Source organism: Deltaproteobacteria bacterium (genome assembly GCA_029210625.1).
Lineage (GTDB): Bacteria > Myxococcota > Myxococcia > SLRQ01 > SLRQ01 > JARGFU01.
In genome coordinates this window covers 63,079-83,085 of record JARGFU010000019.1, presented here as the reverse complement: position 1 = coordinate 83,085, position 20,007 = coordinate 63,079, and the positions used below count along the sequence as shown (strand labels likewise).

At 72.6% G+C, this 20,007-nt stretch carries 17 protein-coding genes; 12 read left to right on the top strand and 5 right to left on the bottom strand.

The window, feature by feature from the left end; translation table 11 throughout:
* Positions 1 to 18: 18 nt before the first annotated feature.
* The 4 genes from P1V51_17795 (at position 19) to P1V51_17780 (ending at position 8,662) form a co-directional block, all read left to right on the top strand.
* The gene (locus P1V51_17795; GenBank protein MDF1564901.1) at positions 19 to 978 is read left to right on the top strand and encodes an AAA family ATPase; all 960 of its coding nucleotides are present in this window, start codon (positions 19 to 21) and stop codon (positions 976 to 978) included.
* 8 nt (positions 979 to 986) lie between these two features.
* Positions 987 to 4,919, top strand: a complete 3,933-nt coding sequence (locus P1V51_17790; protein MDF1564900.1) for a translocation/assembly module TamB domain-containing protein — start codon at positions 987 to 989, stop codon at positions 4,917 to 4,919.
* On the top strand, positions 4,916 to 7,909 hold the full coding sequence (locus tag P1V51_17785; GenBank protein ID MDF1564899.1) for a POTRA domain-containing protein: 2,994 nt from the start codon (positions 4,916 to 4,918) through the stop codon (positions 7,907 to 7,909). The genes P1V51_17790 and P1V51_17785 overlap by 4 nt, the downstream gene beginning before the upstream one ends.
* Positions 7,910 to 8,077: 168 nt before the next feature.
* Positions 8,078 to 8,662: a transposase gene (locus tag P1V51_17780; GenBank protein ID MDF1564898.1), complete on the top strand. Its 585-nt coding sequence runs from the start codon at positions 8,078 to 8,080 to the stop codon at positions 8,660 to 8,662.
* Positions 8,663 to 8,859: 197 nt separating this feature from the next.
* On the opposite strand, the gene P1V51_17775 is transcribed toward P1V51_17780, so the two are convergent.
* Positions 8,860 to 10,308: a radical SAM protein gene (locus P1V51_17775; GenBank protein ID MDF1564897.1), complete on the bottom strand. Its 1,449-nt coding sequence runs from the start codon at positions 10,306 to 10,308 to the stop codon at positions 8,860 to 8,862.
* A 211-nt stretch (positions 10,309 to 10,519) separates the two neighbouring features.
* On the opposite strand from P1V51_17775, the gene P1V51_17770 reads away from it, so the two are divergent.
* Positions 10,520 to 10,858 (top strand): hypothetical protein, encoded by a 339-nt coding sequence (locus P1V51_17770; protein ID MDF1564896.1) that lies wholly within the window; start codon positions 10,520 to 10,522, stop codon positions 10,856 to 10,858.
* Between the two features lie 2 nt (positions 10,859 to 10,860).
* Positions 10,861 to 11,073 (top strand): hypothetical protein, encoded by a 213-nt coding sequence (locus tag P1V51_17765; GenBank protein ID MDF1564895.1) that lies wholly within the window; start codon positions 10,861 to 10,863, stop codon positions 11,071 to 11,073.
* Here the strand turns inward: P1V51_17765 and P1V51_17760 are convergent.
* The 3 genes from P1V51_17760 to P1V51_17750 form a co-directional block, all read right to left on the bottom strand.
* Positions 11,067 to 12,119, bottom strand: a complete 1,053-nt coding sequence (locus tag P1V51_17760) for a hypothetical protein (GenBank protein ID MDF1564894.1) — start codon at positions 12,117 to 12,119, stop codon at positions 11,067 to 11,069. The two genes, P1V51_17765 and P1V51_17760, sit on opposite strands and share 7 nt — an antisense overlap.
* A 73-nt stretch (positions 12,120 to 12,192) precedes the next feature.
* Positions 12,193 to 13,164, bottom strand: a complete 972-nt coding sequence (locus P1V51_17755; GenBank protein MDF1564893.1) for a nitronate monooxygenase family protein — start codon at positions 13,162 to 13,164, stop codon at positions 12,193 to 12,195.
* Positions 13,161 to 13,724: a hypothetical protein gene (locus P1V51_17750; GenBank protein ID MDF1564892.1), complete on the bottom strand. Its 564-nt coding sequence runs from the start codon at positions 13,722 to 13,724 to the stop codon at positions 13,161 to 13,163. The genes P1V51_17755 and P1V51_17750 overlap by 4 nt, the downstream gene beginning before the upstream one ends.
* 97 nt (positions 13,725 to 13,821) lie before the next feature.
* On the opposite strand from P1V51_17750, the gene gatC reads away from it, so the two are divergent.
* From gatC to P1V51_17725, 5 genes are read left to right on the top strand one after another with little or no spacing between them, the layout of a single operon-like run.
* Positions 13,822 to 14,100: an Asp-tRNA(Asn)/Glu-tRNA(Gln) amidotransferase subunit GatC gene (gene gatC, locus P1V51_17745; GenBank protein ID MDF1564891.1), complete on the top strand. Its 279-nt coding sequence runs from the start codon at positions 13,822 to 13,824 to the stop codon at positions 14,098 to 14,100.
* Positions 14,101 to 14,104: 4 nt separating this feature from the next.
* Positions 14,105 to 15,580 carry an Asp-tRNA(Asn)/Glu-tRNA(Gln) amidotransferase subunit GatA gene (gatA, locus tag P1V51_17740; protein MDF1564890.1) on the top strand — a complete coding sequence of 492 codons (1,476 nt, stop codon included), beginning with the start codon at positions 14,105 to 14,107 and terminating at the stop codon, positions 15,578 to 15,580.
* A gap of 14 nt (positions 15,581 to 15,594) precedes the next feature.
* Entirely contained in the window at positions 15,595 to 17,055 is a 1,461-nt protein-coding gene (gatB, locus tag P1V51_17735; protein ID MDF1564889.1) for an Asp-tRNA(Asn)/Glu-tRNA(Gln) amidotransferase subunit GatB, read from the top strand.
* A gap of 5 nt (positions 17,056 to 17,060) precedes the next feature.
* Positions 17,061 to 17,963, top strand: coding sequence for a 5'-3' exonuclease H3TH domain-containing protein (locus P1V51_17730; protein ID MDF1564888.1), 903 nt, complete (start codon positions 17,061 to 17,063; stop codon positions 17,961 to 17,963).
* A gap of 7 nt (positions 17,964 to 17,970) precedes the next feature.
* Entirely contained in the window at positions 17,971 to 19,143 is a 1,173-nt protein-coding gene (locus P1V51_17725) for a pyridoxal phosphate-dependent aminotransferase (GenBank protein ID MDF1564887.1), read from the top strand.
* A 12-nt stretch (positions 19,144 to 19,155) separates the two neighbouring features.
* On the opposite strand, the gene P1V51_17720 is transcribed toward P1V51_17725, so the two are convergent.
* Positions 19,156 to 19,587, bottom strand: a complete 432-nt coding sequence (locus P1V51_17720; GenBank protein ID MDF1564886.1) for a hypothetical protein — start codon at positions 19,585 to 19,587, stop codon at positions 19,156 to 19,158.
* A 58-nt stretch (positions 19,588 to 19,645) separates the two neighbouring features.
* Here P1V51_17720 and P1V51_17715 point away from each other — a divergent pair, with 58 nt between their 5' ends.
* Positions 19,646 to 20,005, top strand: coding sequence for a VOC family protein (locus P1V51_17715; protein MDF1564885.1), 360 nt, complete (start codon positions 19,646 to 19,648; stop codon positions 20,003 to 20,005).
* Positions 20,006 to 20,007: the final 2 nt, after the last annotated feature.

The window sequence follows — 20,007 nt, the reverse complement described above, 5'->3', positions numbered from 1 at the left end:
GCAGGAGCCCGGCCCTAAATGAGCTACCTGGATTTCTACGGCCTGGCCGAGGAGCCCTTCTCCAACGCGCCGGTCAGCCGTTTCTACTACAACAGCCCGCAGCACTCCGAGGCGCTGCTGCGGCTGATGCACGCCGCCGGCACCATGCGTGGCCTGGCGATCTGCGTGGGGGACATCGGGCACGGCAAGACGACCCTGGCCCGGCGGATGCTCGACAACCTGCCGGAGGAAGAGTACGAGGCCGCGCTCCTGGTCATCATCCACGCCGGGATCACCGCCTCCTGGCTGCTCAAGCGCATCGCGCTCCAGCTGGGCGTGGAGAGCCCGGCGCAGGAGAAGCTGGCGCTCCTCTCCCAGCTCTACCAGCGGCTGGTGCAGATCTACGAGGAGGGGCGCAAGGCCGTCGTCCTCATCGACGAGGCCCAGATGCTCGCCTCCCGCGAGCTGATGGAAGAGTTCCGAGGCCTGCTCAACCTCGAGGTCCCCGAGCGGAAGCTCCTCTCCTTCGTCTTCTTCGGGCTGCCGGAGATCGAGGAGAACCTGAAGCTCGATCCCCCGCTGGCCCAGCGGGTGGCGCTGAAGTACCGCCTCAACCCCTTCGACATCGAGTCGACCCGCTCCTACGTGAAGCACCGCCTGCGCCTCGCCGGCGCCAGCCGGGTGCCCTTCGCGAAGGAGGCGGTGGAGGTGGTCCACACCTACTCGACCGGCACGCCCCGCGTGATCAACACCCTCTGCGACAACGCCCTCTTCGAGGGCTATGTGTCCCGGGCCCAGGTGATCGACGCCGCGCTGATGGAGCGCATCGCCCGGGACCTCGGCCTCGACGAGGCGCTGGAGGTGCAGCGGCGGCAGACCGCACAGCGCCAGGCCGGCCTGGTCCCCGAGGTCGAGGACGGCAAGCCGGCGCGCAAGGCCTCCGGCCGGGTCGACCTGGCCGAGATCGACGCGTACCTGGAGTCCCTGAAGACGGGGTGAGCGCCTGAATGAGGCGTCCACTTGCAGCGCTCTTCCTCCTGATCTTCGCCCTCCTGGTGGTGGGCTCCTTTGCCTTCCTGCGCTCGCAGGCCGCCGCCGATCTCCTCTGCGCCCAGATCGAGGCTCGCGGCGCGAAGTGGGTGGACGGAACGGTGCTGGTGGGCCGCTGTGAGCTGGATCCCCTCTCGGTCGCGCTGGCCTTCCACGACGTCGCCATCCGCTCTCCCCGGCGGGGGATCGAGCTGGACGTCGATCGCCTCGAGCTGAAGCTGCGGGAGGTCCAGGCCCCCTCGGAGCAGGTGCTGGTCGACTCCCTGGTCGTGCGGGGTCCGCGCCTGCGCGTGGACCTCGCCCGGCTCGAGGCAGCCCGCGATCCGGCGGCGGCGACCTGGGACGGCTGCGGGCTGCCCGAGCTGCCGCTGAGGGTCCTCTCCGGCGAGGTCGAGGAGGCCGAGCTCACCTTGCGGCGGGGCGACGCGCCCTTCCTCGAGGTCGCGGACCTGAGTGTCTCCACCCGGGGCTGGGGACAGTCCCTGAGCGCCCGCATCGCCTCCGCCAGCGGCACGCTGCACGTCGGCGCGGCCGAGCCGCTCTCCTTCTCCGGGGTCGCCGCGGAGGGCGAGGTGCAGACCGAGGGCATGATCATCACCACCGGCGGCATCTCGGCGGAGGTCGGCGGGCTCGCGACCCACCTCCGGGAGGGCCGGGTCTCGCTCTGTGAGCTGAGCGCCGCCTGGAGCGCCGAGGTGGAGGGGGAGCTCGAGCGCTGGCTGACCCTCGCCGGCGCCTCGCCCGAGCTGCGCGAGACCGCCCGGGGCCAGCTCGCCCTGAAGGTGAACGGCAGCGGCTCGATCCTCGATCCGGGCCTGGGGGGAGCGCTCCACTTCCGGGAGGCCAGCCTGGATCACTTCTGGATCGGCAACAGCTCGATCGAGGCCACGCTGGAGGGCGAGGAGGTGCAGCTCACCCGCCTCGTCACCGACGCCATGAAGGGTGAGCTCGAGGTGAAGGGGACCATCGGGCTGGCCGAGCCCTATCCGGCGCGCCTGGCGGTGAAGGTGAAGGAGGGCTCCCTCGAGGCCCTGGTCGGCTCCCTGGGGTTGCCGGGCGCCTGGGTGGACGCCCGGATCTCCGGCGGCGGCAGCCTGGAGGGCAGCCTGCACCCCCTCGATCTCCGGGGACCCGCGGATCTCCAGGTCGTCGACTTCGTCACCCTCGACCGCCCGGTGCGCGAGGGCCCGGGCCGCCCCGACGAGACCTTCCTCACCCTCCCGCCGGCCACGGTGAAGACGCCGGTGCGGGTGACTGCCGACACCATCTCGGTGACGGGCGGCGAGGTCGCCCTGGCGAACTCCCGGGTGAACGTTCAGGGCGACTTCCCGCTCTCCGGCAACGCCCCGGTGGCGCTCACGGGCCTGGCCGACTCGATCGATCTGGGCCAGGACATCCCCCGGATCGCCGACATGCCCTACAGCGGCGTGGTGAAGGGGCCCTTCTCCCTCACCGGCCCCTACTCCGATCTGCGCATCGAGGGGCGCCTCGGGGGCCGCGCCTTCTCGGTCGACGGCATCGAGGCCGGGGTCGTGACCGGGCAGCTCGTCTTCGAGGACATGGTCATCTCGGTGGCCGGCGCGGCCGGGCAGCGCGGGCGCACCCAGTACGTGCTGAACGAGGCCGGGATCCGGGTGGGGGAGGACCCCAAGGACTTCACCTTCGACATCGCCGTGGCCGAGGGGCGGCTGGAGGATCTGATCCCGGCGCTGGAGAACTGGCACCCCCTCGCCCGGCGCTTCTCGGGCACCACCGGCGAGGCCAGCGGCAGCATCCACGTCGAGGGTCCCCTGGAGAAGGTGAGCTTCCAGCTCGAGGCGCGGGCGGCCAAGGGCGTGCTCGAGGGTCAGCCCTACGAGTCCCTCTCGCTGCGCGGCGGCCTCATCGATCGCGAGCGCTTCCAGATCGACGAGGCGCGGATCCGCGTCGGCGCGGACGACCTCACCACGGTGCGGGGCTTCGCGGTCATCGACGGCGAGCTCGGGCTTTCCATCGCCACCCGGGAGCTGCCCCTGGAGCGCCTCCACTGGCTGGAGGGGGAGGGCCTGGAGGGCCGCGTGTCGGGCGACCTGGTGACCTCCGGGACCTGGATGGTGCCGAAGGTCACCGGCGCGCTGGCCCTGGAGGGGCTGCGGACCCGGGGCATCGATCAGGGGCAGGGGAAGGTGCAGGTCTCCCTGGAGGGGGACGCCCTGACCCTGCGCGGCGGCCTCGACGGGGAGCGCCTCGGCGGTACGGTGAAGGTCGATCTCGACGGCGGAGGGCTGGAGCTGGAGCTGGCCTGGAAGGAGCAAGAGCTCGCCCGCTGGATCCCGGTCCTCGACACCCGGGGCCGCCTCGCGCCCGGCTGGGACGGCGCCAGCGAGGGCTCCCTGCGCCTCACCGGCCACCCCGAGCGGCTCTCGAGCTGGCGGGGGGCCTTCTCGCTCACCCGCCTGCGCGTGAAGCGGGAGAAGCTGGAGCTGGCCCTCGCCGGGGGCGCCGAGCTGCAGGTGCGCGACGGCACCCTCGCCACCCGGGGGCTGACGGTGATCTCCGAGGCCTCCAGCATCCACCTGCGCGGGAGCGCGGGTCAGAGCGAGGGGCTCGACCTGACCCTCTCGGGGACCCTGGGGCTCGCCGCTCTCGCCTCCCTCCTGCCCGAGCTGGACGCGGCCTCGGGCACCCTCGAGCTCCAGGCCAGCGTCGGCGGCGCCTGGGAGCGGCCCACCCTGGTCGGCTCGGGCCGGGTGGTGAACGCCGGGCTCGCCACCTCCTTCCTGCCCTTCGAGATCGAGGCGCTCGGCGGCGAGGTGACCTTCTCCCAGCGGGCGGTCGTCTTCGACGGCTTCACCGGCATCGCGGGGCGCGGGCGGATCGATCTCTCCGGTGAGCTGCACCTCGAGCGGCTGATGCCCAAGCGCATCCACCTCGTCACCCGCCTGGACGAGGTGCGCATCGCCCCCACCGACGAGCTCCAGCTCACCCTCGCCGGGGCGCTCTTCCTCGATGGGCCGGCGGGGGACCTCTTCCTCTCGGGGAACCTCCAGGCCGTCCGCGGTCGCTACGAGGCCGAGCTGGGCGTCGAGGGTCTGCTGCCCTGGGCGCAGTCCCGCAAGGCCTCCCTCTCCGAGAGCTCCGAGGACGCGCTCCCCCTGCGCCTCGACGTCACCCTGCAGGTGCCCGGCACGATGGTGGTCGCCACCCCCGAGCTCGACATGCGCCTGCAGGGCGATCTGCGCCTGCTGGGCACCCTGGCCTCGCCGGGACTGCTGGGAACGGTCGACGCGCTCGAGGGCGAGGCGAAATTCCGGGGCAACCGCTTCCGGGTCAGCCACGCGGTCGTCGACTTCCAGTCGCCGGATCGGATCGATCCCACCTTCGACGTGAACGCCGAGGCGGAGGTGCGCGACTACCGGGTGCACGTGCACGCCTTCGGCAGCCCGGAGGAGCCGCGGGTGATCCTCACCTCGGAGCCGGAGCTGGCCGAGGCGGACCTGCTCACCCTGCTGACCCTGGGCCTGACCGCCCGGGACGCCGAGGGGCTCGACGGCGGAGAGGCGGCCTTCGCCGTGATGGACGCCCTCTTCTCGGCCACCGGCCTCGACCGGCAGGTGAAGCGCTTCCTGCCCGACAACGAGATCCTGCGCGCGCCGCGCCTGCGCCTGACCAGCGGCTACTCGGCCGGCACCGGCCAGGTCGAGCCGCGGGTCGCCTTCGAGTCGCGCCTCTTCACCGACGCCCTGCGCCTGCGCTACTCCGCGCCCATCGGGGCGCCCGGCCAGCGGGCCACCGCCGAGGTGCGGATCACCGACACCATCTCGGCTCAGGCCGAGTGGGACACCGAGAACCGCGAGTCGGAGGTGGGCAACCTCGGGGTCGATCTGAAGCTGCGCTGGGAGCTGGAGTGAGGCGGCTCCTCTGCGTGCTGCTCCTGGCCTGGGCCTCGCCGGCCCTGGCCTCCCTGCCGCGCTGGTACGAGGAGCCCCCGCGCATCGCCAGCGTCGAGCTGCGCCTCTCCCGGATGGAGGACGCCGAGCTGGCCGCCGAGCTGGTGCCGCTGCGCTCGGGGCAGTACTTCAGCCGCCAGGCGCTGCGGCGGACGGTGCGGCTGCTCTACGAGACCGGGCGCTTCGAGCAGATCGAGGCCTACCTGCGGCAGACCCCCGAGGGGGTGGTGGTGAGCCTGGTGGGCAAGCCGCGCCTGCGCCTGGCCGAGGTGGTCTTCAGCGGCAACGAGAGCCTCTCCGAGCAGGAGCTGATGCGCGCCTCGGGCCTCGTCCGTGGCAAGCCCTACCGCCCGGGGAAGGTGGAGGCCGCCCGCGGCCTCATCTCGGAACTCTACGGCCGCCACGGCTTCGACAGCCCGGAGGTGACGGTGGAGACCCGCACCTCCGAGGGAGGGCTGGTCGCCTGCGCCATCCGGATCCGGGAGGGGCCGCGCAGCCGCCTCGGGAGGATCGACTTCGTCGGGCGCCTCGGGCTGCCCCCGCCGCTGCTCACCTCGGCGATGGAGCTGGAGCGGGGCGCCTTTCTGGTGCGCGATCAGATCGATCAGGGGCTCGATCGCGTCGAGACCCTCCTGCGCCAGGCCGGCTACCTGCGGACCCGGGTGGGGCCGATCTCGGTGCGACCGGACCCCGGCGAGGCGGGCCCCTTCAAGGCCCTCGAGGTGCGGGTGGACGCCGGGCCCCGCACCCGGATCGAGGTGCGGGGGGCCGCCCGCTTCACCGCCGCGGAGCTCGAGGAGCTCGCGGGGCTGGCCGGGGGGCGCCCCCTCGACCCCGCGTCCCTCGCCGAGGGGGTCGCCCGGATCGAGGCGCGCTACCGCCGGCTGGGGTACGCGGAGGTCCGGGTCGGTGCCACCGAGGAGCCGGTGGGCCGGGGGCGGACCCTGCTGGTGATCGAGGTGGAGGAGGGCGAGCGACTGGTGGTGGAGGGGATCGACTTCCCCGGCGCGCACGCCCGCGATCCCCAGCAGCTCTCGAAGGCCGTCTGCGCGGCCGTCGCCGAGGTGCTGGAGGTCGAGCCCCAGGTGGTCCAGGAGCCGGTGGTCGATGCGCTGGTCGCCGGACCCCGGGATCGGTCCGCCGGGGAGGCGCGGCCGCAGCGGCGCCGCCCGGACCCCTGCACCGTCTGGGAGCCGGAGGTCTACACCCGCGCCCTCGCCCAGATCCGCGACGCCTACCGCCGGGATGGTTTCCTCGGGGCCCAGGTCTCCGAGCCCGAGCTGGTGCGCGACGGGGACGGGCGGCACGCCCGGGTGGTGGTGCAGGTGGCCGAGGGGCCGCGCACCCGGATCGCCGAGCTGCGCCTCGTCGGGGTGGACGAGGATGATCTAGAGGCCATCCGGGAGGTCGTGACCGTCGAGCAGGGCGCGCCGCTCTCCCTGCTCGCCATCGAGGCCAGCCGGGAGGGGATGGAGGCCCGCTACCGCGAGCTGGGGCACCCCTTCGTGCGCGTGCGTCAGGAGGTCGCCCTGGACACCACCCGCCTGATGGCCCGCGTCGTCTTCGAGGCCGAGCCGGGGCCGCAGGTGCGGGTGGGGAGGGTGATCGTCCGGGGCCACCGCCACACCTCGACCGGGCTCATCCGCTCCCGCCTCACCTTCGGGCAGGGTGACCTCTGGTCCTCGGCCTCGGTGCGCCGCTCGCAGCAGCAGCTGATGGAGCTGGGCAACTACCGCTCGGCCGCCATCCGCCTGCTCGAGCCCGAGGCCCCGGCCGAGGAGATGGACGTGGTGGTCGTGGTCTCGGAGAAGCGGCCCCGCTCGGTGGAGCTGGGCCTGGGGGTCTCCACCGAGGACGGCCCCCGCGCCTTCGCCGACTACGACGACCTCTCCTTCCTGGGCGGCTCGGCCCTCGAGGTCCGCACCAAGGCCAACTACCCCGTCTTCCAGAGCGCCAACCGCATCTTCGCCCCCGGCCCGGAGTGGGAGGCCCGCTTCGGGCTGCGCTTCCCCCGCCTCTCGGGACTGCGGACCGACGCGGCCTTCGAGCACGACGTCCGCCCCACCTACACCCTCACCCGGATGGGCACCTCGGTGGGGGCGGGCACCCGGGTCTTCGAGAACTGGACCCCCTCGATCCGGGCGGAGCTGGAGTTCGACGATCTCGACAAGGGCCGCCTGGTCACCGCCGAGGACGTGATCCTCACCCAGGAGGATCGCGAGCGCCTGCGGCTGGAGCAGGGGCAGACCCTGCTGGTGAGCGTGCGGCCGGGGCTGACGGTCGACCTGCGGGACGACCCCTTCACGCCGACCCGCGGGGCGCTGATCAGCGCCAACCTCGACTGGTCCCACGACCTCGGGGTGGGGGTGCCGATCCACTTCCTGCGCACCTCCGCCGCGGCCAGCTGGTACCTGCCGGCGGGGGAGGGGATCACCCTGGCCCTCTCCGGGCGCGCCGGGCGGGTCTTCCCCCTCTCGCGGGACAACAACACCATCGGCCCCAAGCGCTTCTTCCTGGGCGGCGCCGACAACCTCCGCGGCTTCCCGGTGGATTCGGTCTTCCCGGAGGACGCCCGCTCCGAGCTGCGAGATCAGGTCGCCGACTGCCAGAGCCTCCTGGGCCAGCCCACCCTCTGCACCGACGACGCCCTGGCGATCGTGCAGGGCAAGCGCCCCACCAGCACCGGGGGCGAGGCCTTCGTGCTGCTCAAGACCGAGCTGCGCTTCCCCATCGCCGGCGCCCTGCGGGGCGGGGTCTTCGTCGACCTCGGCAACATCTGGCAGGACCCGCGGGCCCTCGACCTGCGGCGCCTGCGGCCGAGCGCGGGGGCGGGCCTGCGCTACGACACCCCGGTCGGGCCGATGGCCCTCGATCTGGGCGTGAACCTCCTGCCCGATCCCGTCCTCCGGGAGGAGGCCCTGGCGCTCCACTTCGCCATCGGCCTCTTCTGAGGAGCCCGTCCACGTACACGTACACGTCGACGTACACGGCCTCTCCTGTGGACTCGGTCCCGGACCACGGTCCATTTGCCGGACCGGCGGCTTTGGCGATTCCCTTCGAACCCCGCGAAAGGACGAGGCTCATCGAAGCGGCACGCGCCATGAAGCGCCCGCCGCCCCTTGCCCGGCGTTCTCTCCACCGCACCGGAGCGCCCCTATCGCCCCCGCGCCCCGGCCCTCGGCCTCCTCCTCGATCCTCTGGAGCTGATGGGCCGCCTGGCCAACCTGGTCCCCCCGAAGGGCCAGAACCTGGTGCGCTACCACGGCGTCTTCGCCCCGAACTCGAAGCACCGGCCAGCCCTCGCCCTCCTGGCGGCGAAGGCCACGGCCGAGCTTCCCTACCGGGCCCCCTCGCCTCCCGGGTACCCGCCGCTCCCCTTGAAGGCGCTGCCCGAGGGTGGTGGGGCCCACTGGAAGGGGATCGAGACTAACGTCGAGGTCCGCCCCCGCCGGATCCCCTGGGCCGAGTTGCTGAAGCGCGTCTTCCAGGCGGACGTCACGACCTGCGAGAAGTGCGGTGGCAAGGTGGAGGTGCTCGCGGTGATCACCGACCCGAAGGTGATCCACCGGATCCTGAAGCACCTCCACCTCGCGACGACCCCGCCAGCCCGCGGCAGCGTCACCCTCGGCGCGAGGGGCCCACCCGGCGGTGCCCTCGACGAGGGCCCCACCATCGACGACCTCTTGATGGACGAGCAGCCCTGAAGGCCCCGGAAGCGGTGGCCCGCAGGGCCGCGGTGCGTCCGCGACCGGCCGGATTCGCAGCGAGGAACCACTCAGGCCCCATGGCGAGGCCCCGAGCCCCCCTTGTAGGGTAGACTCTACCCTCGAACGCCCCACCGGCTGCGTCTGATAATGCGATTTCCGTCAACCGGTCTTCGCGAAAAGGGCGGTTGTCCTTCCTACACCTCGGCGAGGACCTCGGCGGGCTCCGCGACACCGGCCGCGACGTCCTCCTCGGCGCGGACCCGATCCAGGGAGAATTGGAAGGCGCTCGCGTAGCGGCTGCCGAAGGCCCAGTCGGTGCCCAGGAGCAGCGCGGTCTCCACCGGGGGGCGGTGCAGGGGTCGCAGGCTCCGCAGGCGCTGGAGGCGGCCCCGCCAGCCATAGAACTCGCGGGTGAGGCGCAGCATCCCCTCGGCCAGCTGCAAGCGGCTCATGCGCTTCGGCTCGAAGAGGGGGGTGGCCTCGCCGGGGAGGCGGTCCGGGTTTCGCCACCAGTGCGGATCCAGCAGCCGCCCCTCCCGCAGCAGGCGGGCGTGGAAGGGGGTGCCGGGGTAGGGCACCAGCGCGCGGAACTGCGCCAGCTCGAGCTCGCTGCGGAAGGCGAAGTCGAGGGTGAGATCGAAGACCTCGGGCGTCTCGTGGTCGAAGCCGAAGACGAAGTTGCCCATGACCGGGATGTCCGAGTCGTGGAAGCGCCGGACGATCTCCACCGGGGTGAGGTGCATGCGGCTGAGCTTCTTCATGCCGACCATCGTCTCCGGCTGCACCGACTCGAAGCCGATCATCAGACCCCGGCAGCCGCTCTGGCGCATGAGCTCGAGCAGGTCGAGGTCATCGGCCAGGCCCACCGAGGCCTCGGCCACCCACTGCTTGCCCATCCCGATCATGCCGCGGAAGAGCTCCTTGGCCCGCTTGCGGTCCAGGGCGACGTTGTCGTCCACGAAGATCAGGTTCGCCGCGTCGATGGCGTCGATCTCCGCGAGGATCTCCTCCACCGGCCGGTGCCGGTAGCGGTGCCCGCGCACCTCGAGCACCGAGCAGAACTCGCAGTCGTAGGGGCAGCCGCGGCTGGCCTCGATCCCGACGCCGGCGGGCACGGGGTTCAGGCCCTGGAGTCTGGGGTAGAGGTCCCGGCGGGGCAGCGGCAACGCCCCGAGGTGCTCCGGGATCCGGTCGCGGTAGTCGTAGCGGGGCTGGAGGTTTCCAGCCTCGAGGTCCGCGAGGAGCGCCGGCCAGGCCAGGTCGCCCTCGCCGATCACGAGCGCGTCGCAGTGCGCCTGCACCTCGTCCGGGCACATGGTGGGGTGGATGCCCCCCATCACCACGGTCACGCCCCGCTTCCGGTAGTGATCCGCGATGGCGTAGGCGCGCATCGCGAGATCGGTCCAGACGCTGATGCCCACCACGTCCACCGGCTCGTAGCGCCGGTCGGGCGCGAAGCTCTCGTCGACCAGCGTCACCTCGTGGGGCTCGGGTGTCAGCGCGGCCAGCATGGGCAGCGCCGCGTCCATGAAGCGCGTCGTGCGGTTGAGCAGCACCCCGGGGCGCGGGCGCTCCGCCGGCTTGATCAGCTTGATCCGCAGCCCTCGTCGCTTCGGTCCCCGCAGCTCGTCTCGACTCTCCATCGCCCTTCCTCCTCTGTTGGGGTTCGAGGTCGGGCGCGGCATCGTCGCCCCCGGGCCCTGGCCGGAGGCGGTTGCATTGGTCATACCAATCCGGGAGGGACCCGGATCCGGGCTCTCACAGCGGATCAGGTCCCTTCAGGCGCCGGGGGGTGCGAGGGATCCCTCGCACCCGGGTAGCCGGCGACGCGCTCCTCTCGACTAGGATGAGCGGATGAAGACACCGATCGCGGCCCTGGGCCTGTCCGCGCTCCTCTCGGGCGAGGTCCAGATCGAGCTCTCCCTCAAGGGCGACCCCTCGAGCCTGGTGGTCCGCTCCCCGGCCGGCGGCCTGCCCCTGACGCTCCAGACCGAGCGCTACGGTCCCTCGCACATCCGGGTGCGGATCACGCGCGCCCCGGGGGACGTCCCCGCCGGCTCCACCACCCTCGGCACGCTGGAGATCGACGCCGGCACCTGGTCCGGATTCCACGTGAGCGGGGCGAAGGTCATCGAGGGCGAGGCGCAGACCCCGGTGGAGCTGCAGCTGGTCCCCCCGGGCGAGCTGGAGTGACCATGCCTGAGGGCGTGACCGGGATCGCCGCCATCGTGCTCCTGGCGCTCGGTGGCCTGGGCTGCCTCGGGCTGGCGAGCTCCTGGGTCGTGGGGCTGGTCACCCTCCTCCTGCTCGTCCCCGCCTCGGGCTTCTTCGCCCAGCTGCTGGCGGCGCTGGCGCGAGGCCGCACCACGAAGGGCTCCGGCGCCGCGAGCGGGCGGCGGGATCAGTAGGCGTAGTCGATGGCCGAGAGGGCGACCTCGGAGACCTGATCGAAGGGGACCCAGCCGGTGGCGGGGTGGACGACCAGGTGGACGCCGTTGGGATCCTCCGGGCTCTCCTCGACCATCAGCGTGAGGCCGTCGTCTCTCACCGGGCCGCCGGTGGTGGGCAGGGCCAGGGCGGGCACCGGTGCGTCGGGGAGGAGGTCCTCCATCCGCCCGTCGGCGAGGTGGACGAAGGCGCCCTCGGCGACCTCTCCGGGCTCGCCCGGACCGTCGAGGACGAAGAAGCCGCTGCCGTCCTTCGCCCAGAGGAGCTGGCTCGAGCGCTGGAGGGAGCCGAGGGTGGGGAGGGCCGGCGGCTCGGGCGGGACGTCGCCGGTGTCGGGCACCGGCGGATCGAGCTTGAGGGGCTCCTGGGTGCCGGCCCAGCGCTCGAGGCGGCTCGCCCAGAGGAAGCGCGCGCCGTCCTCGAGATCGAAGCAGGAGACCACGTGGACGAAGTGGATCTGCTCGATGCCACCGGGCGTGGCGGGCGGCTCGGTGTAGGCCAGGGCGTGGAAGAGGGCCAGGCGGCTTCCGTCGGGGGAGGGCACCAGATCGAGGAGCAGCCCCTCCTCGCTCTCGACCTCGGGGGCGAAGAGGGTGGGCACCTCCGCGCCCGGCAGGCGGGGGACGAGCTCGCGGCCCTCGGCCAGGGAGATCACCGTCGGGATCCCGTACTCCTCGAGGACGATCAGGCCCCGGGAGCGCAGCCACCACACGCGCCCGGCCAGGCCGCCGCCGCCCGGCTGGGAGGGATCCGGCCGCACCAGCAGCTCGGCCCCTGGCGCCAGGGAGGCGTCGCTCTCCACGAAGGCCACCTCCCAGTCGCTGGCCTCGCCGTCGGCGAAGTAGGGGGCCGCGGGATCGGGGGTGGTGTAGCGGCCCTCCATCAGCAAGAGGGCGCCGCCGTCGTCGGCCCAGACGCCGTTGCGCTGGATCGCCTGGCGGGCGGGCTCTTCCCCGCAGCCCGTGAGGGTGAGCGTCAGGAGACAGAGCGTGGCGGGGAGGCGCATGCCGCCACCCTATCCCGGGGGCGGAGGATGCACATCAGGAGGCCACCGACGATCGGGAATCGTGATCTCTGGTCTAGAGCATCCCGGCGAGGCGCTCGTTGATGAGGGTCTCGGCCTCCTTCATGATGCCGTCGATCAGCTCCTGGCAGGTGGGGACGTCGTGGATGAGGCCCGCGACCATGCCGCAGGACCAGGCGCCGGCGTCCATGGTGCCCTCGAGCATCACCTTCGGGTAGACGCCCACGACCTTCTCCATGATGTCCTCGAAGGTCAGGCTGTCGCCCTTCGCCTGCTCCTTCGCGATGAGCTCCTCGACCGCCGGGTTGTTCATCACCCGCTCGGTGTTGCGCAGGGAGCGCATGATCAGGCGAGTGTCGAGCTCGCTGGCGTCGACGATGGCCTGCTTCACGTTCTCGTGGACCGGCGCCTCCTTCGTGGCGATGAAGCGGGTGCCCATGTTGATGCCGTCGGCGCCCAGGGCCAGGGCGGCCACCAGCGAGCGGCCGTCGGCCATGCCGCCGGAGGCGACGAAGGGGATCTTCAGCTCCTCGGCGGCACGGGGCAGCAGGATCATGTTGGGGATGTCGTCCTCGCCCGGGTGGCCGCCGCACTCGAAGCCGTCCACCGAGACGGCGTCGCAGCCGATCTTCTCGGCCTTCAGCGCGTGGCGCACCGAGGTGCACTTGTGGACGACCTTGATGCCGGCCTGCTTCAGGTAGGGCATCACCTCGGAGGGGTTGCGCCCGGCGGTCTCGACCACCTTCACGCCGCCCTCGATGATCGCCTTCACGTAGCCCGGGTAGTCGGGGGCGGTGACGGTGGGCAGGAAGGTGAGGTTCACGCCGAAGGGCTTGTCGGTCAGCTCCCGGGTGCGGGCGATCTCCTTCGCGAGATCCTCGGGGGTCTTCTGGGTCAGGGCGGTGATGATCCCCAGGCCGCCGGCGTTGGAGACCGCCGCGGCCAGCTCGGCGAAGGCGACGTAGTGCATGCCGCCCTGGATGATGGGGTGCTCGATGCCCAGCAGCTCGGTGATGCGTGTCTTCATTCCGTGATCTCCTCTTCCTGATCCTCGGGGGTGTCGGTGACCGGCTCCGTGTTCGGCCGGGCGGCCTCCATCAGGCCGCCGAGGGCGTCGATCACCTCGCCCTTCTTCTCCTTCAGGACGCCGATGATGGCGCTGAGGGGCTTGGGCTTCAGGGGCGCCACCTCGATCTGGCCGGCCTGCTCGAAGTCGCCCAGCGTCAGGGTGTAGCTCCAGGTGCCGGGGGCGTCGGCCTTGGTGCGGCCGTAGCAGCTGTAGGTGAACCAGGTCGCGGCGCTCGCCGTGACCTCCTGCTCGCCCACGTAGAGCACCTGGCCGCCGCCGTCCTTCAGCTCGTAGCGGTAGCCGAGGGTGGTGTGGGGCAGGTCGAACCAGCGGCCCGAGAGGCAGAGGCGGTCCTGGTGCTCGGCCAGGGCCGTGATCTCGTCGACCGGCTGGTCCTCCTCGATGGCGGTGGTGAAGACGATCCGCGGGGGGTGCTTCTCGGCCACCTTCTTGACCGAGAGGGTGGCGCAGCCGCCGAGCGCCAGGGCGAGGAGAGCGGGGAGGAGCTTGCGTCTCATGGGGGGAGAGGCTCGCATGGGGGGAGCGGAGCGGGAAGAGGCGCTGGGGGCTCGCGGCCCTTGTCCGCCTCCCCCGCTGGGTGCAAAGTCCAGAGCCGTGGACGAAGCCCAGATCAGGAAGATCGCGAAGCTCGCCCGGCTGGAGGTCGCGGAGGAGGACCTCCCCCGCCTCGCCGGCGACCTGCGACGGATCCTGGGCTACGTCGAGCGCCTGCAGCAGGCGGACCTCTCGGAGCTGCCTTCACCCGGCGCGCCCCCCGAGACGGGCGCCAAGCGGGAGGACGAGGTCCGGCCCTCCTTCACGCCGGAGGAGGCGACCGCGAACGCCCCGGCCGCCGAGGACGGCGCCTTCCTGGTCCCCCGGGTGATCGGCTGAAGAGATGCGTGCCCCCCTGCCGGCGCCGACCCTGGCCGAGCTCTCCACCGCTCTCGAGGAGGGGAGGCACAGCGCGGCCGGCCTGAAGCAGGCGGCCCTGGACCGGATCGCCGCCCTCGACGGCGAGCTCAACGCCGTGATCCGCACGACCCCGGAGCGCGCCGCCGCCGCGGCCGCCGCCTCCGACGCCCGCCGCGAGCGGGGGGAGCGCCTCGGCCCCCTCGACGGAGTCCCGGTCCTGGTGAAGGGGCTCATCGGGATGGCGGGCGTCGAGACCGACGGCGCCTCGAAGATCCTGGCGGGCTACCGGCCCCCCTACGACGCCACCGCCGTGGCCCGGCTGGAGGCCGCCGGGGCAGTGATCGTCGGGCAGACCAACCTCGACGAGCTCGGCATGGGCTCGGCCACCGTCTTCTCCGCCCACGGCGCCTGCGCCAACCCCTGGGATCCCGAGCGCACGCCCGGCGGCTCCTCGGGGGGCTCGGCGGCGGCGGTGGCCGCGGGCTACGCGCCCCTGGCCCTGGGCACCGACACCGGCGGCTCGATCCGCCAGCCGGCGGCCCTCTGCGGGGTGGCGGGCCTCAAGCCCTCCTACGGCCGGGTCTCCCGCCGGGGGCTCTTCGCCTTCGCGTCCTCCCTGGATCAGATCGGCCCGATGGCGCCCCGGGTGGCGGACCTCGTCCCCCTCTTCCGGAGCATCGCCGGGGGCGATCCCCTCGACGCCACCTGCCGGGAGCTGCCCGTGCCCGAGGCCGCGGACTGCGCGCCCTCGGAGCTCGCGGGCCTCACGATCGGCCTGCCCGCCGCGGCCCGCGGGGAGGGCGTGGACTCCGAGGTCATCGCGCGCCTCGACGCGGCGGTGGCCTTCTTCGAGGGGACGGGCGCGAGGGTCCGCGAGGTGGAGCTGCCCCACGCCGAGCTGGGGGTCGCCTGCTACTACGTGCTCGCGCCCGCCGAGGCCTCCTCGAACCTCTCGCGCTACGACGGGGTCCGCTTCGGCCGCCGGGCGCAGGGGGTGACGAGCCTGGGTGAGCTCTACGCCCGCAGCCGCTCGGAGGGCTTCGGCCCCGAGGTGCAGCGGCGGATCCTCCTGGGCACCTTCGTCCTCTCCAGCGGCTACTACGAGGCCTACTACGGGACCGCCCAGCGGGTGCGGGGCCTCATCGCCCGGGACTTCGAGGCGGCCTTCGCGCAGGTCGACCTGATCCTCACCCCCACTTCGCCGACCCCGGCCTGGCGGCGCGACGAGAAGCAGGACGATCCCCTGGCGATGTACCTGGCGGACGTCTTCACGATCCCGGCCTCCCTCGCCGGGCTCCCGGCCCTCTCGCTGCCCGCGGGCTTCACCGCGGCGGGGCTCCCGGTGGGGCTGCAGCTCGTCGCGCCGGCCTTCCAGGAGGCGCGCCTGCTCTCGGTGGGCAGCGCCTTCGAGGACGCCCATGACTTCGCCGGCCTGGCGCCGGTGGGGGAGGAAGCGTGAGCCGCCTCTCCGAGATCCTCGAGCGCTGGGAGCCGGTGATCGGCCTCGAGGTGCACGTCCAGCTCTCGACCCGCAGCAAGATCTTCTGCGGCTGCAGCACCGCCTTCGGCGCGCCGGCCAACAGCCACACCTGCCCCACCTGCCTCGGGCTCCCCGGCGCCCTGCCGGTCTTCAACCTCCGGGTCGCCGAGATGGCCGCGGCCCTCGGCCTGGCCCTGGGCTGCGAGGTACGCGAGCGCAGCGTCTGGGCCCGCAAGAACTACTTCTACGCCGACCTGCCCAAGGGCTATCAGATCAGCCAGTTCGCCGAGCCGATCTGCGAGCACGGCGCCCTGCGCTTCTTCGTCGACGGCGACGAGGGGGAGGAGGTGCGGGTCGCCGAGGCCTCCATCGTCCGCATCCACATGGAGGAGGACGCCGGCAAGTCGGTCCACGACGGCGGCGGCGGCCACTCCCGGGTGGATCTCAACCGCGCCGGGGTGCCGCTGCTGGAGGTGGTCTCGGCGCCCGATCTGCGCTCACCCGAGGAGGCCGCCGGCTACCTCAAGGCCCTGCGCTCGATCGTGCGCTACCTCGGCATCTCGGACGGGAACATGCAGGAGGGCTCCCTGCGCTGCGACGCCAACGTCTCCCTGCGACCCCGCGGCGAGCGCGCCCTGGGCACCCGCGCCGAGGTGAAGAACCTCAACTCCTTCCGCTTCGTGGCGAAGGCCATCACCCACGAGATCCTGCGCCAGGCCGAGCTCCTCGAGGAGGGGGGCGTGGTGGAGCAGGAGACCCGCCTCTACGACAGCGAGCGGGACGAGACCCGCACGATGCGCAGCAAGGAGGAGGCCGAGGACTACCGCTACTTCCCCGACCCCGACCTGCCGCCCCTCCACCTCGACGCCGCCCTGCTCGAGCGCGCCCGCGCCCGCCTGACCGAGCTGCCGGTCCAGCGGGCCGAGCGCTGGGTCGCCGAGCACGGCCTCTCGGTGGAGGACGCCCGCACCCTCTCGAACGAGCGCGGCGTGGCCGAGTACTTCGAGGCGGCGGTCCAGGCCTTCGACGGTCCCGGGGCGGTGCCGGCGAAGTGGATCGTGGGGGAGGTGCTGCGCGAGCTCGGGGAGCGCAACGCGAGCATCGAGGCGCTCGGCCTCGCACCGGATCGCCTGGCCGAGCTGATGGCCCTGGTCGAGGCGGACACGATCAGCTCCTCGGCGGGCAAGCAGGTCTTCGCCGCTCTCCTCGGCAACGAGAAGCGGCCGCGGGAGCTGGTCGCCGAGCTGGGCCTCGAGCAGGTCTCGGACAGCGGCGCCCTCGAGGCCGTGGTCGCGCAGGTGATCCGGGACTTCCCGGATCAGGCCGCGACCTACCGCGGCGGCAAGAAGGGCATCCTCGCCTTCCTGATGGGACAGGTGATGAAGGCGAGCGGGGGCAAGGCGAACCCCAAGCTCGCCAGTGAGGCCCTGCGCCAGAAGCTGGAAGAGGAGTAGCGCGCATGGCTGCGAAGAAGGTCGACCGCCTCCACGTCGTGGACGGCACCTACGAGCTCTTCCGGGCCTTCTACGGCCGGGGGCCGGACCGCACGACCGCCGAAGGAAGACCCTTCAAGGCCGTGGCCGGGGTGGTCGGCAGCGTGCTCGCGCTCCTGCGCGACGAGGCCGAGGCGGTCACCCACCTGGCGGTGGCCTTCGACCGGCCGATCGAGTCCTTCAGGAACGAGCTCTTCGAGGGCTACAAGACCGGCGAGGGGATGGACCCCGAGCTGGTGGAGCAGATGGAGCCCGCCGAGGAGGCCCTCGCGGCCCTCGGCGTCACCGTCTGGCCGATGGACGAGTGGGAGGCCGACGACGCCCTGGCCACCGCCGCCGCGCGCTTCGCCGGGGAGGTCGGCGAGGTGCGGCTGATGACCCCGGACAAGGACCTGGGGCAGTGCCTGGTGGAGGGCAGGGTCGTCCAGGTCGATCGGATGCGAGAGAAGGTGATCGACGTGGCTGCTCTGCGCGAGCGCAGGGGCATCGCGCCGGCCAGCCTGCCCGACTGGCTCGCCCTGGTGGGGGACTCCGCCGACGGCATCCCGGGCCTGCCCGGCTTCGGCGAGAAGACCGTGAGCAGGCTCCTCGCCCGCTTCGAGACGCTCGAGGCGATCCCCGACGATCCCGCCGCCTGGCCCGAGGGCCTCCGGGGGGCGCCCCGCCTCGCCGGGGTGCTCGCCCGGCAGCGCGAGGAGGCCCTGCTCTACCGCCGCCTCGCCACCCTCGCGACCGACGTGCCCCTGCGCGAGACCCTGGACGACCTTCGCTGGCGCGGGGCGCCCCGCCAGCGCTGGGAGGCCTACTGCGAGTCGGTGGGGATGCCCCGCTGGAAGACCCGCCCGCCCCGCTTCGACGACGAGGACTGAAGAGACCATGCCCCGCTTTCCCGACTTCGCTTCCACCGCCGGCTCCCTCTCCGACTCGGTCTACTCCCGCCTGGCCGCCCGGGCCCGGGAGCTCGACCGGCCGATCTACCCCCTGCAGGTGGGTGACACCTGGATGGAGCCGCACCCCGCCATCCGGGCCGAGGCCCAGCGCACCGAGGACGAGGCGATGCTCCACACCTACGCCCCGGTGCAGGGGACGCCGATGCTCTGCAAGGCCATCCTGGCCAAGCTGGAGCGCCAGGGCGGGCGGCCCCTCGACCCGGCGGACCTGCAGGTGATGAGCGGCGCCACCGTCGGCCTCTCGGTGATCTGTCAGACCCTGCTGGATCCGGGTGACGAGGTGCTCCTGCCCGCCCCCTACTGGCCGCTCATCCGCGGCATCATTGCCTCCCGCGGTGGCGTGCCGGTGGAGATCCCCTTCTGGGATCGCCTGGGGGAGGAGGGCTTCGACGCCGAGGCGGCGATCCGCGCGGCCATCACCGAGCGCACGGTGGCGCTCTACCTCAACAGCCCCAACAACCCGACCGGCCGCCTCCTGCCGGAGCCCATCGCCGCCGCGCTGGCGAGGGTGGCCGCCGAGCACGACCTCTGGATCTGGAGCGACGAGGCCTACGAGGATCTGATCTACGTCGATGATCCGCCGCCGCCCCTCTGGACCCGGGAGGATTTTCGCGAGCGCTGCATCACCAGCCACACCTTCTCGAAGTCCTACGGCATCGCCGGGGCGAGGGTGGGCTACACCCACGGGCCCCACGAGGTGATGAAGGCCATCCGGGGCGTGCAGACCTTCCAGAGCTACAACGCCCCCAAGCCCATGCAGCGGGCCGCGGCGCGGGCGCTCGGCGAGGCGGGCGAGTGGCTGGCCGAGGCGCGGGCGGCCTACGCCCGGGCAGGCCGGCTCTGCGCCGAGGCCCTCGGCCTGCCCCCACCCGAGGGCAGCACCTTCTTCTTCTTCGACGTCGCGCCCTTCTTCCGCGAGGGCGAGGACCTCCTGGCCTTCCTCGGCCGGGTGCTCGAGGAGACCGGCGTGCTGCTGACCCCCGGGAGCGCCAGCGGCAAGGACTACCCGACCCACGTGCGGATGTGCTTCACCTCGGTGCCGCCCGAGAAGCTCGAGGAGGCCCTCGGCCTGCTCGCGCCCCTGCTGCGCGCGCCCTGAGGCTGGCCGGGATCAGCGGGGGTGGCAGTGCTCCTGCAGCTTCGCCAGCAGGCGGCTGCAGCGCTCGGGGTCGGGATCGGAGCCCTGCTGACAGCGCGCGAGGCGCCACTTCACGGTGGTCAGGATCTGGTTCATCGACGGGACGCCCTCGCAGAGGCCCTCGGTGGGCCGGGCGCCGCGGAGGCAGGCCGCCAGGAAGACGTGGGTCCGCACCTCGTCCAGGATGTTTCCGTCACCGAGGTTCCGGCGCGTGGCCTCGTCCAGACAGCCCGCGGCGTCGGTGGTCTCCGCGAAGGCTTCTGCCTCCCGCCGCATCTCGTCCCCTTGCGCCTTCATGGACTCGGCCTTGGTGGAGAGCCACCAGAGCCCGCCGCCGACGCAGGTGGTCGAGAGGAGCAGGAGCACGCCGAGGACGATCAGGACGATCTTCACGGTCTTCGACATGAGCTCCAGGGTAACAAGGCTCTTCCCTGGAGGGGGGGATTCGTAAGAGGGTGGGGTGATGGGAGCACCTTCGATCCACCACCTGGCCCTGCGGACCCGGAACATGGAGCGCCTGGCGGGGTTCTACGAGCACGTCTTCGGCCTGCCCCGGCTGCGGGAGACCCCGGGCCACTCGATCTGGCTGGGGCTGAACGGGGGGGTGCTGATGGTGGAGCAGGCGGACGGGGACGAGCCGGAGATCCCCCGCGAGAGCTTCGAGCTCTTCGCCTTCGCCTGCACCGCCGAGGAGCGCGCGGCCCTCAAGGCCCGGCTGCCGGATCTGGGCCTGCGCACCGACGGTGAGACCGAGCACACCCTCTACCTGCGCGATCCGGACGGCCGGCGGGTGGGGCTGTCCTCCTATCCCCTATCGAGATAGCT